The organism is Photobacterium sp. GB-36, assembly GCF_003026135.1.
Taxonomy (GTDB): Bacteria; Pseudomonadota; Gammaproteobacteria; order Enterobacterales; family Vibrionaceae; genus Photobacterium.
The window spans coordinates 15052-29468 of sequence record NZ_PYNY01000004.1; the positions used below are offsets into that span (position 1 = coordinate 15052).

At 39.3% G+C, this 14417-nt stretch carries 11 protein-coding genes; 7 read left to right on the forward strand and 4 right to left on the reverse strand.

Features of this window, described 5'->3' with window-relative positions; all coding sequences use genetic code 11:
- Positions 1–58 precede the first annotated feature (58 nt).
- Together C9J46_RS04945 and C9J46_RS04950 are read right to left on the reverse strand one after the other, a co-directional pair.
- Complete coding sequence (locus tag C9J46_RS04945; protein ID WP_107290618.1) at positions 59–3181, reverse strand: efflux RND transporter permease subunit; 3123 nt, start codon at positions 3179–3181, stop codon at positions 59–61.
- Between the two features lie 2 nt (positions 3182–3183).
- The gene (locus C9J46_RS04950; protein WP_107290619.1) at positions 3184–4425 is read right to left on the reverse strand and encodes an efflux RND transporter periplasmic adaptor subunit; all 1242 of its coding nucleotides are present in this window, start codon (positions 4423–4425) and stop codon (positions 3184–3186) included.
- A gap of 655 nt (positions 4426–5080) precedes the next feature.
- On the opposite strand from C9J46_RS04950, the gene C9J46_RS04955 reads away from it, so the two are divergent.
- The 6 genes from C9J46_RS04955 to C9J46_RS04980 all read left to right on the forward strand — a co-directional run bounded on the left by C9J46_RS04955 (position 5081) and on the right by C9J46_RS04980 (position 12384).
- Positions 5081–5521 carry an Hsp20 family protein gene (locus C9J46_RS04955; RefSeq protein WP_107206707.1) on the forward strand — a complete coding sequence of 147 codons (441 nt, stop codon included), beginning with the start codon at positions 5081–5083 and terminating at the stop codon, positions 5519–5521.
- Between the two features lie 243 nt (positions 5522–5764).
- Positions 5765–7660 carry a molecular chaperone DnaK gene (gene dnaK, locus C9J46_RS04960; RefSeq protein ID WP_107206708.1) on the forward strand — a complete coding sequence of 632 codons (1896 nt, stop codon included), beginning with the start codon at positions 5765–5767 and terminating at the stop codon, positions 7658–7660.
- A 236-nt stretch (positions 7661–7896) separates the two neighbouring features.
- Positions 7897–8811, forward strand: a complete 915-nt coding sequence (locus tag C9J46_RS04965) for a DnaJ C-terminal domain-containing protein (RefSeq protein ID WP_107206709.1) — start codon at positions 7897–7899, stop codon at positions 8809–8811.
- A gap of 356 nt (positions 8812–9167) precedes the next feature.
- A complete protein-coding gene (locus tag C9J46_RS04970) occupies positions 9168–10547 on the forward strand; it encodes a D-alanyl-D-alanine carboxypeptidase family protein (RefSeq protein ID WP_107290672.1) in 1380 nt (459 codons plus the stop codon).
- Between the two features lie 190 nt (positions 10548–10737).
- Complete coding sequence (locus C9J46_RS04975; RefSeq protein ID WP_107206710.1) at positions 10738–11178, forward strand: hypothetical protein; 441 nt, start codon at positions 10738–10740, stop codon at positions 11176–11178.
- Between the two features lie 216 nt (positions 11179–11394).
- Positions 11395–12384 carry a hypothetical protein gene (locus C9J46_RS04980; protein ID WP_107206711.1) on the forward strand — a complete coding sequence of 330 codons (990 nt, stop codon included), beginning with the start codon at positions 11395–11397 and terminating at the stop codon, positions 12382–12384.
- 119 nt (positions 12385–12503) lie between these two features.
- On the opposite strand, the gene C9J46_RS04985 is transcribed toward C9J46_RS04980, so the two are convergent.
- Positions 12504–13256 (reverse strand): TatD family hydrolase, encoded by a 753-nt coding sequence (locus C9J46_RS04985; RefSeq protein ID WP_107290620.1) that lies wholly within the window; start codon positions 13254–13256, stop codon positions 12504–12506.
- A gap of 156 nt (positions 13257–13412) precedes the next feature.
- On the opposite strand from C9J46_RS04985, the gene C9J46_RS04990 reads away from it, so the two are divergent.
- Positions 13413–13589 (forward strand): DUF6435 family protein, encoded by a 177-nt coding sequence (locus tag C9J46_RS04990; RefSeq protein ID WP_006644842.1) that lies wholly within the window; start codon positions 13413–13415, stop codon positions 13587–13589.
- 107 nt (positions 13590–13696) lie between these two features.
- Here C9J46_RS04990 and C9J46_RS04995 read toward each other — a convergent pair whose 3' ends face one another.
- The gene (locus C9J46_RS04995) at positions 13697–14353 is read right to left on the reverse strand and encodes an SH3 domain-containing protein (protein WP_107290621.1); all 657 of its coding nucleotides are present in this window, start codon (positions 14351–14353) and stop codon (positions 13697–13699) included.
- Between the last annotated feature and the right edge of the window lie 64 nt (positions 14354–14417).

Below are 14417 nucleotides of genomic sequence, written 5' to 3' on the forward strand. Positions count from 1 at the left end.
TAGGCCATCCATACCGAATACCTCGTTAAATGTAACCACGTTCATCCTTTGACGCAATTTACTCGGATGTGCGTGGTTGCCACCACCAGTGATAAAACCGCCTTATTACTGATTTAACATCTTGTAATATTAAATACAATGATGGCACTAATAGTAAGGTCACAACGGTGGCAAATAAAATCCCAAAGGCTAATGATGTTGCCATCGGGATCACGATCTGTGCTTGTAAGCTATCTTCTAATAAAATAGGCGCGAGACCAAAAAAGGTCGTTAATGACGTTAATACAATCGCCCTAAATCGTGCACACCCCGCATCAATAACCGCTTGTTGTAAGTCAACGCCTTGCTTTAATGCTCGATTAATAAAGGTAACTAACACTAACGAGTCATTGACCACAACCCCAGCTAACGCCAAAATTCCAAACACACTGAGTAAATTAAGGGTAAGCCCAGCAATATAGTGCCCAGCTATTGCGCCGATAATACCGAATGGGATCACAGACATAATAATCAATGGCTGGCTATAAGATCGCAGCGGAATCGCCATTAAAGCGAATATAGTGAGAAGAGCCAGTAAAGCATCACGAATTAAACTACCTTTGGTATTTTTTTCATCTTTTGCTCGACCATCTAACGCTATCTTAATATCAGGGTATTGCTGTTGTAATGTATCGAGTTTATTTGTCAGAATATCATTATAGATCTCAGACGGTGATGTTTGTGCTTTATCAACATTGGCAGACACAATCACAGATCGTTTTCGATCAACCCGATTGATGCTGGTATAAGAAGATTCAATATTAGCCGTGGCAACCTCAGTAAAAGGGACAAACTTGCCACTTGGTAATCTCACCTTCATATTCTCCAAATATCCAATCGTACTGCGTTCTTGTTGCGGATAACGCACCATGACTTTAACCTCTTCATTATTACGCAAAACACGCTGTGCTTCGTAACCAAAAAAAGCATGACGAACTTGGTTGGCTAATGCTGATAATGATAAGCCTAATGCTTCCCCTACTGCGGTTAATTGTAATTTCACTTCTGGTATTGGTGATGAGAGATCATCTTTAATATTTAACGTGCCATCATACTCAGATAACAGTTGTTGCATTGCTTTCGATGCGGCAGCAAGTTGCGTTAAATTTTCGCCTTTTAAACTAAACTGTAAATCACTTTGCTTACGATCAATCGAGGCATCATAGGTAATATTTTTCACTCCGACCAAAGGTGGCATTTGTGCTTGCCATTGTTTTAATATTTCAAAGCTACTGATCGGTAACGTTTCTGTTTTATGGAGCTCGGCTAAGATAAATAAATCTTGCCGATTCGCCATATTCATAAAAGTGTGTTTTACCACATTCACACCCAGCTCTTGATATATTTTGGCATCTGCTTGATACAATGCATCTTCTATTTGAGCCGCAACACGCGCGTTATTTTCATCAGAAGAAGACACATCCATATCTACATTTACTTGAATATAATCAGATGGAAGATTAGGAAAAAAGACCCATCGTAATTGGCCACTTACCACAAGTGCGATAGCAAGCATTAAGATGCCAGAAAACGTCGCTAAGACACTATAGCGATGCCTCGTACACAGGGTAATAAATCGACGATAGTTATAATTTATAAACCGATCGACTGCATTGTTAAAACGCAATTTTAAGCGTGAAAGTAAATGAGGTGTCTTGCTCGGCGGCGTTAAACGCATACGCGCTAAATGTGCAGGAAGGATAAGTTTTGACTCTATCAAAGAAAAGCTTAAACACAGCAACACAATCCATGCGATAGCTTTGAAAAACTCAGTGCGAGGCGCATCCGAAATCAACATGGGGATAAACGCCGCCATGGTCGTTAAGACGCCAAATGTTGCAGGAATAGCGACTTTCTTCGCCCCAGCTATAACGTTATCAATACCTTGCCCTTTGTCTTCAATTTCACTGTAAACACTTTCTCCCACCACTATTGCATCATCAACAACTATCCCTAGCACTAAAATAAAACCAAACAGCGAGATAAGATTAATTGATACCGCAATAAACGGCGTTGGCATAAACAAAAGCGTACCAAGGAAACAAAATGGGATCCCTAATATGACCCAAAACGCAACGCGTATATCAAGAAAAAGAGCAAGAATAACAAAGACTAATATGCCACCATATAGCATATTGGAAAGCATCATATTCAAACGCCCTTCCAAATAATGTGACATATCTCCCCAAGTGTCGAGATAAACACCCGAAGGTAATTGAGCTTGCTTTTTGGCTATATACTCACTGACTTGATGTGAGATTTTAGTCGCATCTTCATCCGTTAAGTTTCGTACTTGAATAACTGCGGCTCGTTGGCGATTAAAACGATTTAAAACCCTATTTTCAACAAAACCGTCTGAAACAGTGGCGACATCTGATAATAATAATCGGCTACCGTCTGAGCGCGTGCGTAAAACAATCGATGAAAACGCATCACCGCTATACAGTTGACCGTTAGTTCGAACCAATAAATCACCATCTTTAGCTTTAATAATGCCACCGGGTAAATCTATGGATCGCTGTTGAACAACATTCGCGACTTGCTCAAAGGTTAAACCATACTTTCTTAGCGCATTTTCAGAGACATCTATCGCTATTTCATAATCTTTTACGCCTGAAACGACAACGTCAGAAGCACTGCTTTCGAGTAAAATATCGTCTCGAACTTGTTTAGCATATTCTTTTAATTGTCTTTCATTGATATTGCCATAAAGCGAAATGAACATGACATTACTGGTAAATTCAGCCCGCTTGATCAATGGCGTTTCCATATTGACTGGAAACGTCGTAATGGCATCAATTTGTTGTTTGACATCATCTAGCACTTTCTCAAGATCAGCTCCCGTATCAAGCTCTAAAGTCAATGAAGCCAAGCCTTGAGAAGCGACAGATTCAATCCGCTTGATGTTTTTTACATTATCGAGCGATTGTTCAATTTTAATGTTGATGCTTTGTTCTATATCTTCAGGAGACGCGCCAGGATAACTTGCTGTGATCATAATGCGATTCAAAGCAAAAGCGGGGAAAATTTCTTTATTAATTAAACTAATAGAAAATAAGCCACCTAAAATAACAAGCAACATGAGTAGATTGGCAGCAACATGATTATGGGTAAACCAAGCAATTAATCCTTTTTCTTTCATCGCTATTCTCCCTTATTCACGACGTTAGGATTTACCACTTTTTTATCGGCAGCCATTAGTGGTGAAATATCAGGGGAATAACTTTTACTCATCACCGTTATAACTTCAGTACCATCAATTAAGCTATCAGGGCTTATTAAGGAAACTAACTCTCCATCTTTTAGTCCCCCGATAATATAAGCATTTTCTTTATCTGAACGGACTACATGCACCTTTCGAGTTGTGGTTTTATTATCCGCATCAACCACAATGACCTGCTCAGAACGAACAACGTGGCGCGGTAACTTAATCACATCACTGACTTTTCGCCCTTGGATCTTTGTTGTTACGAATGTACCAAATTGCAAAATAGGTAATGAAAAAGAGGATGTGTTATTAACGGGGGATGTATGACGGTTATAAGGGTCGTTGACTTCTGCGACGAGATAAATCATTCGATTATCTTTATCAATTACACCTTCATTACGTACTAACTGTGCCGCCCAATGAATAACTTTCACTTCGTTATATTGAGATTCTAAGGTGATCTTTGTGGTTTCAAGACGGGGTAAATCAAGATAAGCCATCGATTGCGGCGTGATAGGTAAACGAATTTCAGCCGTTTGAGTACCATACAACTCGCCAATTAACTTACCTTTCGTTACATAACTACCGATATTGATTTCTTTCGCTGTCACTAAACTATCAAAAGGAGCACGTATTTCTGTTTTAGTCAGATTACGTTTAGCACGCTCTACAGCCGCTTGTGCAAACTTTACATTGGCTTCTTCTTGTTTGCGTTGCGGTTCACGTAAACCAAGAGAGGTTTGTTTATTCACAGATACATCACGTAAGATCTTTTTAGCGACTTTCCCTCGCGCAATTTCTTCTTTTAATTTCGCTTGTGCTTGTGCCAATGTCGCTTCAGCTTGAGCAAGATCGGCATGATAGTCGCTATCATCTAAACGTGCTAATAACTCTCCTTTTGTAACGAACTTGCCCACAGCAAAATCAGGAGAAATGTATTTGACCGAACCGACGACTTCAGAGACAACTTCTGCTTTTTGCTTGGGTTCAACAATTCCATATGAACCTACGGTGAGTTGCACATCTTGTTTTTGTATTTTAATCACTTCTAAAACAGGAGGCTGCACTGTAACTTTTTGCTGCTCTGGGCGTTTTTTGGTATTTATCAACAACACTGACGCCACAATAAATATTGCGATAATAACCAAAGGTAGTAATCGTCTTACCATTACATGCATGCTTTTAATCCCTAATCAGCGCATTTCAATAATCAGATCTTGTTTCTATTGTAGAGCATAGATGAATGCTCAAAAGTAGAAACGTAACATTAAACCGTACGTAATAGAGTGTGAGTTTGTTCACTATGTCATTCTTATTTTTGAATATTTATACATCCGATCGTTAATTATGTGATCTATCATTACTACTTTATCTACACACACCATACTTTTAAAACGTTAACCCAAGTAATTAAAGGTTGAACTTTACGCATTACAGCCCCTTGAAAATCACTTTCCAACCCTTATTTCTTGTTTAGAGACACCATTTGAATAAACCAATTTACCTTTATTAAAGCTGTAAATCGTACATATTGAGAGAGAAGCTAAACTTTTTTAGTTATGGTTAACTTGTGAAATCAATCAGTTATACACCAACCAACAAAAAGATTAGAAAAACTTATTAAAAAGTATTGACCGCACAATCACGGAAGCATATATTAATTACACGAACTGCCAAATGGAGTTCGAAATGCTAATAGGATTCGCCTTATTAGGGAAACCCTTATTAGTTTTGTTTTTACGGATCTTAGACAGATCCACTTAGTGATAAACGACAACTTTATATACCTTCTGTCGACACTAAGACTATTGCTTATTATTGAGGATAGTTATTATGCGTAATGTAGATTTCACTCCCCTATACCGCCACGCTATTGGTTTTGATCGCTTATTCAACCTCGTTGAAGCAAGCAACAACAAAGCACAGGCAACCGGATACCCTCCGTACAATATCGAGCAAACTGACGAGAATAATTACCGCATTACAATGGCGGTGGCTGGTTTCTCTGAAGATCGCTTAGATCTTACTCAAAATGAAAATATGCTTGTTGTAACAGGAACTAAAGCTCCTGAAGAAAACAAAAATTTTATCTATCAAGGTATTGCTGAGCGTAACTTTGAACGTAAATTCCAACTTGCAGATTACGTAAAAGTTGTTGGTGCAAACTTAGAGAATGGTTTACTTCATATCGATTTAGAACGTGAAGTACCTGAAGCAATGCAACCACGTAAAATTTCTATCGGTAAAGCAGCAACACTGCCAACTGAAGAATAATTTCAACGCTATTAATTAGCCTTGAGTAGATAACATATTTAGAGCTATCACCTTTTTTCGACCTAAATTCGACAGGTTGATAGCTCACTATATTCATCCCCTATCGGGAAATCATATTTAAATTGCATTGATCTTTGGCTTGAAGTCAGTACTTCAACCAACAACATTCTTATCCTCAATAAAATATCGAACATAGTTCAGATAAGAATAACTAATCAATGCGATACAATGAGGAAAAGATTTATGAGTAAAATTATCGGTATTGACTTAGGTACAACTAACTCTTGTGTTTCTGTATTAGACGGCGACATGCCACGTGTTATTGAAAATGCGGAAGGTGAACGTACTACAGCTTCTGTGATCGCATATACAGATGGTGAAACCTTAGTTGGTCAACCTGCAAAACGTCAGGCAGTAACCAACCCTGAAAATACGTTATTTGCTATTAAGCGTTTAATTGGTCGTCGTTTTGAAGACGAAGAAATTCAACGTGATCTTTCTGTTATGCCATACAAAATTGTTAAAGCTGACAACGGCGATGCTTGGGTAGAAGCAAAAGGTCAAAAAATGGCGGCACCTCAGGTTTCTGCTGAAGTTTTGAAAAAAATGAAGAAAACAGCAGAAGAATACTTAGGTGAAAAAGTGACTGCTGCGGTAATTACAGTACCTGCTTACTTTAATGATGCACAGCGTCAAGCAACTAAAGATGCAGGCCGTATTGCAGGGCTTGAAGTTAAACGTATTATCAATGAGCCAACAGCAGCAGCGCTTGCTTATGGTTTAGATAAAAAAGGTGGCGATCGCACTATCGCAGTGTACGACTTAGGTGGTGGTACCTTTGATATTTCTATTATCGAAATTGATAACGTTGATGGCGAGCAAACCTTTGAAGTATTAGCAACCAATGGTGATACACACCTTGGTGGTGAAGATTTCGATACTCGTATGATCAACTACCTTGTTGATGAATTTAAGAAAGATCAAGGTATTGATTTACGCAATGATCCACTTGCAATGCAACGTGTAAAAGAAGCCGCTGAAAAAGCAAAAATTGAGCTTTCTTCTGCACAACAAACAGATGTGAATCTACCTTATGTGACTGCGGACGCTACTGGTCCTAAGCACATGAATATTAAGATCACACGTGCAAAATTGGAATCACTGGTTGATGAGCTAGTACAAGGTACTTTAAGCCCTGTAAAATCAGCACTTAAAGACGCTAACTTGAATGTAAGTGATATCACTGACGTTATCTTAGTGGGTGGTCAAACACGTATGCCACTAGTACAGAAAACCGTTGCTGATTTCTTTGGTAAAGAGCCACGTAAAGATGTAAACCCTGATGAAGCAGTTGCTATGGGCGCTGCAATTCAAGGTGGTGTATTAGCGGGTGATGTGAAAGATGTGCTTCTTCTTGATGTAACACCATTATCCTTTGGTATTGAAACCATGGGTGGTGTGATGACAGCATTGATTAATAAGAACACCACGATCCCAACCAAAGCTGAACAAGTGTTCTCAACGGCGGAAGATAACCAAAGTGCGGTCACCATTCACGTACTACAAGGTGAACGTAAGCAAGCGATGCACAATAAGTCACTTGGTCAATTCAACCTTGAAGGTATTCAAGCAGCACCTCGTGGTATGCCACAAATTGAAGTGACATTCGACTTAGATGCTGATGGTATATTGAATGTATCAGCAACCGATAAGGCGACAGGCAAAGCACAAAAAATCACGATTCAAGCATCAGGTGGTTTAACTGAGGCTGAGATTGAGAAAATGGTTCAAGAAGCTGAAGCGAACAAAGACGCTGATATGCAATTTGAACAACTGGTCACAGCGCGTAACCAAGCTGACCACATGATCCACAGCACACGCAAACAGTTAACTGAAGCAGGCGATAATTTACCAGCAACAGATAAAGAAAGCGTTGAAGCAGCTATCTCTGCACTTGAGAGTGTGAAATCTGGCGATGATAAAGACGCCATTGAAAAACACACTCAAGCATTGATGACTGCAGCACAAAAGCTAATGGAGCATGCCCAAACTCAAGCGAACACTCAGCAACAAGCTGATGCTCAGAGCAATGCAAAAGACGACGATGTTGTAGATGCAGAGTTTGAAGAAGTGAAGTAATTACTCACGATAGTTTGCTATCATTGGTAGCAATCAATCGCAATGAATAGAGACGGGCGAAGAGATCAACATCTCTCGCCCTTTTCTACAATAACAACAGACAAAATGTAAATCTAATTTGGCTAACTATCTGTGCCTTTAATCGTTGATTACGCTTAAATCAGCTATCGTTTTTAGGTATGATTAGCAAAGAATATTCCAGATAGTTATCTCAGTTGAGATAAGAGGTGTTACTAATGTCAAAACGTGATTTTTATGAAGTTCTAGGTGTCGCCAAAACGGCATCAGAAAAGGAAATTAAAAAAGCGTACAAAAAGCTCGCAATGAAGTTTCACCCAGACAAAAATCCGGATGATCCAACGGCTGCAGACAAATTTAAAGAAGTAAAAGCAGCTTACGAAATTTTAACCGACAAAGAAAAGCGCACAGCCTACGATCAATTTGGTCATGCTGCGTTTGATAACCCAGGTATGGGCGGTGGACATCATGGTGGCGGTCATCACGGTGGTTTCCAAGGTGGCGGTTACGGTGATTTTGAAGATATTTTTGGTGGCGCATTTGGTGATATGTTCTCAAATGCTCGCGGTGGTCGTGGAGGATTTGGTAGCCGTCATTCCACTCGCCCACAAAAAGGCGAAGATCTTCAATACACCATGGAAATTGATTTAGAAGATGCAATTAGCGGTGCATCTCGTGTTATTGATTTACCCGTATTTGAAGGCACAAGCCAAGTAAATAAAAAGCTGAATATCAAAATCCCTGCAGGCATTGAAGATGGCGGTCGAATTCGCTTAAGTGGTAAAGGTCACCCTGGCATCAACGGTGGCCCGCAAGGTGATGTATTTATTCAAATGAATATTCGCCCTCATCCACGTTACACGCGCGAAGGTAATAATTTACATTGTAAAGCGACTACCGACTTTGTGACTGCTGCATTAGGTGGCAAGATTGAAGTAAATACCTTAAATGGTGCGATTAGCCTTAAGATCCCTGAAGGGACACAAACCGGTCGTAAATTCCGCCTAAAAGGCAAAGGAGTCACAGATCGTAAAGGCAACACTGGCGATTTAATTGTTCAATTAGTCATTGAAACACCACAAAACCTAAGTGAACGTCAAAAAGAACTACTTGCCGAATTTGCTGCTGCATAAACATCATTATCGTTCAGGTTTCCATAATGATTCAGCTGGTAGGATAGAAGTAGACAAGATACGAGGGCTATAACCAATACGGGGAACGCATGACTTGCTGAGAAGGCAGGGCTTAAGCACCATGATTGGTTATAGCTATCAACAGTATTCAGGTCACTCGCTCAGGACATCATTATGGATAATGCGGTCCGTGACCAAAGTCATCGTAAAGCTGAATAGAACGGAAAAGCACTCACCATTGCCGTGGTAGTGATGGATAGACTCAACGGGCAGTAATTACCTGCTGAAGTCAGTATCCAATCTAATCGCTTTTTTATATCGCGCTTTTTGTGAATAACTGTAAATTTAAAACCCTTATGACAACTATTAAACAGCTTTCCTTAGCAGTAGCAATCGCTGCATTATTTTCCTCCAGTACAGTATTTGCCACGCCTAGCAACGATGCGGCGAACACCATGCCTGATAGTGATTACTATGCGGCAACACAATACAAAGAAGCAAAAGCTCCACTCAATAACTTTGGTGCTATCGACGTAAAAGTCAATATCCCAGAAAATGTGCAAGTGCCTCCTGCTCCAGCAGAAGCCGGCGGTGCGAATGGGATCCCACAAACTATGGTACAGAAGTGGGCTCAGACAGGCGTATTCCCACCTAGTCTTAAAGCACGGGCGTTCATTTTAATCGATGCCAACACTGGACAAATTATTGCATCCAACAATGGCAACATGCGTATGGCCCCAGCCAGCACCACGAAGTTAATGCTAATGTACATTGTTGAGCAAAAACTGGCTGACGGTGTAATCTCACTTGACTCAAAAGTACTCGTACCAGAAGTCGCGTGGCGCACTGGTGGTTCAAGAATGTTCTTGAAGCCCGGTTCTTATGTGTCAGTGAAAGATCTTATTCAGGGTGTGATTGTTGAATCGGGGAACGATGCCGCTGTAACACTGGCTAATTACGTCGCGGGATCGCAATCTTCATTCGTTTCGATGATGAACGCGACGGCAGTGAAGTTAGGTATGCACAATACCCACTTCACCACTGTTATGGGTCTGCCAGCACCTGCACATTTCTCAACCGCTTATGATCTTGGTCTTCTCGGAGAGCACATCATGAACGACTACCCTCAATACTTTCATTTTTTCAGTCAGAAGTATTTTGAATACAATCATATCCGCCAACCAAATTTCAATCGCTTATTGTTCACTTATCAATATGCGACGGGTATGAAAACGGGTAGTACAGAAGCCGCTGGGTACTCTCTGGTAAGCTCTGCTCAAATGCCAGATAACCCAATGAAGTTGGTTGCGGTTGTTCTGGGCACGCAATCACTGAATGATGTCGCAGCGCAAAGCAAAGGGCTATTCAATTATGGCTTCCGCTTCTTCAAGCAAGACACTTTATATGCAGCAGACAGCAAACTTTCTGAACAACACGTTTGGGGAGGAAAACAAGATAAAGTCTCTTTAGGTCTTGAGAAGCCATTAACCTTGGTTCTTCCTTCAAGTGTTGATGAAAAAGGTCTGAAAACTGATCTCCAATTTGACCATGACATCAAAGCACCGGTTGATAAGGGTGAAAAGTTAGGTGAAATGACTGTCACTTATAATGGCAAAGTTATTAAAACCGAACCACTTGTCGCGCTCAACAGTGTTCAGCAAGGCGGCTGGTTCACCCGAATCTGGGCTAGTATCTCAATGTACACCCATAACTTGCTAGCATCTCACGGGCTGTAGACTCAGAAAATTAGGCGGGGTTTGGATTATAGAACAAACACTCGGTGGTAAATAAAAACGACGTTGTGATAATTGTCTTTTTATTTTCCCATGACGGAAGTACACTCCCGTCTTAATAGCCATCATACTAATAAAGCCAATATTTTAGTCGAAATGAATAAGGTATTGGCTTTTTGTTTGGATAATCATTATGCCTACTTTTAAATCGAAATATCCCTTAGCAAGGCTAGCGAGTATTGTGTTATTAAGCTTATCAACAACAGTATTTGCTAGCATCTCGGACATCAACCGCGCAGTAGAAAACAGCCGTCATTTAGAACCAGGTGAAACTTTTGTACTCGATCAACCTTGTAAATTATTTAATAACTACGAGCATAAAATCTATCACTGTACAGCCATGATTGGCCCATTATCACTGATTAAAGATCAACAATTAGATGCCATTAAAAGTGATAACGAGCTACTTTATCGTGATGTTGCTTTTGTGAGAAAAGAAGATGGTCAACCCGTGTTCCGTCTACTTCCTCGAGCAGCGAAAACGCCAGAACAAACACCGCCAATATCATCAAATGAGTCATCAGAACAATCAGCAAAAAAACAATTATCACACGTTGGTTTTCTTGCTAAGTAGCAATTAACGCAGCACTTACAATAAACATTGTTTCATTGTATTCTTTTTCATGTGTGATTATGCGTTAAAAGCAACTCATTATTTTAAATCGCAGTTAGATATTTTTTCTAACTGCGTATTTTTAATCCGCTTATAGAAATTAGTTATGTGTTTCACCCTCAACAAATTAAAATGCTCACCTATTATTATGTTCTATAAGAGCTTGATATATTCAACATGATTGAAGCAAAAATTGAAAACTGGGGACTCAAACGTGTTGAGCGTTATTTACCCATAACTCAGGGTCTCTTTAAAACAATAAATGATAAAAAACTGTGTCAGTTATGTGTTGTGCTTTCTTTTTTTATTGGATTCATCACAACCTTTTTTATCGTTTCTTTCGAAATCTATTTAGAGTTACTCGGAGAAAACTGGTTAGCCTTAGATAACCTACTTAGACTCGTTGTTATTAACATTGTCTTTATCAGCTTAGAATTATTTTTACTATTTGAGGTTGGATTTATTACCACCGCAATTCTCATCAATCGTGCGTCAGCTAAATACCAGTTTTGTGACAGAATGAAAGCATCATTAGTGCGTGCGGTTATGGAGCTGTCAGAGCCCGTTGAGAATATACATGGAATAAAACCTTATAAACAGTTTAGTAAATTTCGCTATATCAAAGTTGCCTTGTATACCGGTAAAGACATACTCAGTAATTTTATTATCAAGGCATTACTACAAAAATCACTATCACGTAGTAGCGTGCGTGTTTACATTCCGTTGGTTTCTACCTTAATTACGGGTTTTTGGGACGCATGGGTACAACAAAAAGCCCTTAGCGAAGTGCGATTACGTATTTCGGCACGCGTGTACGTACTTAACCAGTTAGCAGAACTTGAAGCTAAAGAGATGAGCCAAGCTTACATTATTGCTTTACTCCGTTTAATTGCGGTAAGACAGAGCTATAAACAAGAGTGTGATATCAATTTAGAGTTCTTCTATGAGCAACTTCATAAAAAGAAACAATGTGAAATAACAGAGCTTGAGTCTGTTGATTTGTTACTAGCAAGCGTAGATGCGTTAACGGTTAATGAAAAAGCAGAACTGACTGTTATGACCGAGTATTTGTTCTATTTCAGACGCTCACCGAATCGTATTGAAAAACAGTTATTGAGCAAACTTGGGGTACTTAAAGCGACCAAGCGCAACCCTCTACTTTGCTAAACACAGCACAATAAAAGCCGCCTTTCATATATTCCATGATTTAATATATTAAAGGCGGCTTTGCTTTTCATATGTCAACTAGATATCCGCACTCAAAAACAACCTGCAAACCATCAGATTCAAATTCTCAAAAAGCGTTGGGTATTTTCATGGATTAGTGTCGTCATTACATCCCGTGATAATTGATGATGCTCTGCTAATACGTCAATCACTTGATTGATCATATTTGGCTCCCCCTGCACACCATTGTATTTACACGGCGAATCAGACTCCACCAACAGCATATCAAGCGGAATTTTCTTAACAAACTCTAAGTAATGAGGATCGACAAAGATCCAAGGACTTACTGAAATGAAATGCGCTTGTTGATGAAGTAAGGCGAGGTCTTCGTCACTGCCTTCATACCAATGGAACAACGCCCCTTTGATTTGATAGGTATTTAAAATAGGCAGCGCATAATGAATATCATCTTCTACTACATGCAAATTGACAGGTAGTTCTAGCTCTGCTGCAATCTTAACAAAACGGGCTAAGCGTTCACTTCCCTGCTGTTTAATAAGGTGTTTTTCTTGCTCTGTTTTCTCGTCTAAGTAGAAAAAAGGAATGCCGATTTCACCAATACCAGATAATAAATGACGATGTTGGTATATCAGATCAATAACAGCTTGGATCTCTTGTTCACTGACATCTTTCTCAGGGTGAATACCAAGAAAGAGATAAATCTGCTCTGAATATTGTTGTTTTAAGCGTATCAACTCTAACGCACTTGCCTTGGTCATAGATACGGCACCTATTTTGCCGCTTTGCTTAAAAAACCGCTCCCTATCGACCGCTAATACACCTTCTAAATGGCAGTGAATATCAATTAACACAGTAGTATTCCCAATCGAGATAAGACAAACAATAAAACATAATAACGCTTACTATTCAAAATCTTAACATAATTAAAGTTAGTCTCTCTAGCTTAATTAATCTTTTATTACGCATACTGCGTATACGATATAAATATAATTATTGGAGTTATATACATGTTTTCTTGGTTTAAAAATAATCCCGCTAAAAAATTAAAGAAACGCCACTCAATGCTACTTGAAGAAGCCATGCATGCTCAAAGGAATGGCGACATCAGAACCTATTCCCGCTTAACAGCAGAAGCTGATGAACTATTTCAGCAAATCAAGCACCTCAATCAATCTGAAACCTGAGCTTTGCATAAACGGCTTGTTAATTTCAGTAAAAAAAAGCCTCCAATAACCTTTATACTCTATGAGTTAAAGCTATTGGAGGCTTTCTTGCTTAACTAAAAATAAGCTTATTTCGCTGCTGGCTGTACCTGCGCTGGTGTTGCATCTTTTAATTCAATTTTATGATTGGAAGGCACGGTTGTTTGCTGCGTAAGTTGCTGAAATTGTTTTTGCATTTCCATCATTTGCTGCTGTTGTTTTGCCATTAAGTTAGACATATTCATTTGCATCCCCCCCATATCATTCCATGAGTTTGCAAATACATTATTCATTTCAATTTGTTGTTGCTGCAACTGTTTAAAGAATGCTTTATCTACTTTGGCGTTATCACCTTTGGATTGAAATTGAACAATCTCATAATTCATTGGGCCCTGTGGAGTCTGCACTGTCCCTTTAGTAACCGTTTTTTCACCATTATCGGTTTTTACCGTTTTTGTCGTTTGGTTTGGTTGCACATTAGCTGATGCACTATCTACATTCTTCAAATCAACTGTTTGAATCCAACCCGTTTGACCATTACTTGGATCACCGACTTTTGACCAACCCTCATTTTTATAGATAGTGATCAAAGGTACATCTGTTTTTATCGTTTCAATTACCTTAGCTGATACATTAGGCTCTTGATATAGCTTGATAGTTTCAGTGGTATTATTAGCAGCCCACACAGCAGTACTCATACATGCTACAGCGGCAATACCTGCAAATGCTAGAATAGAACGTTTCATAAAATATCCTCTATGCACAGTGACATAATTTAAAAGGTCAAAAATACTGGTTGACCACGCATAT

Excerpts from the sequence above, each read along its gene's own strand:
- C9J46_RS04945 (WP_107290618.1), bottom strand. The coding sequence starts at position 3,181 with ATGAAAGAAAAAGGATTAATTGCTTGGTTTACCCATAATCATGTTGCT.
- C9J46_RS04950 (WP_107290619.1), bottom strand. The coding sequence starts at position 4,425 with ATGCATGTAATGGTAAGACGATTACTACCTTTGGTTATTATCGCAATA.
- C9J46_RS04955 (WP_107206707.1), top strand. The coding sequence starts at position 5,081 with ATGCGTAATGTAGATTTCACTCCCCTATACCGCCACGCTATTGGTTTT.
- dnaK (WP_107206708.1), top strand. The coding sequence starts at position 5,765 with ATGAGTAAAATTATCGGTATTGACTTAGGTACAACTAACTCTTGTGTT.
- C9J46_RS04965 (WP_107206709.1), top strand. The coding sequence starts at position 7,897 with ATGTCAAAACGTGATTTTTATGAAGTTCTAGGTGTCGCCAAAACGGCA.
- C9J46_RS04970 (WP_107290672.1), top strand. The coding sequence starts at position 9,168 with ATGACAACTATTAAACAGCTTTCCTTAGCAGTAGCAATCGCTGCATTA.
- C9J46_RS04975 (WP_107206710.1), top strand. The coding sequence starts at position 10,738 with ATGCCTACTTTTAAATCGAAATATCCCTTAGCAAGGCTAGCGAGTATT.
- C9J46_RS04980 (WP_107206711.1), top strand. The coding sequence starts at position 11,395 with ATGATTGAAGCAAAAATTGAAAACTGGGGACTCAAACGTGTTGAGCGT.
- C9J46_RS04990 (WP_006644842.1), top strand. The coding sequence starts at position 13,413 with ATGTTTTCTTGGTTTAAAAATAATCCCGCTAAAAAATTAAAGAAACGC.
- C9J46_RS04995 (WP_107290621.1), bottom strand. The coding sequence starts at position 14,353 with ATGAAACGTTCTATTCTAGCATTTGCAGGTATTGCCGCTGTAGCATGT.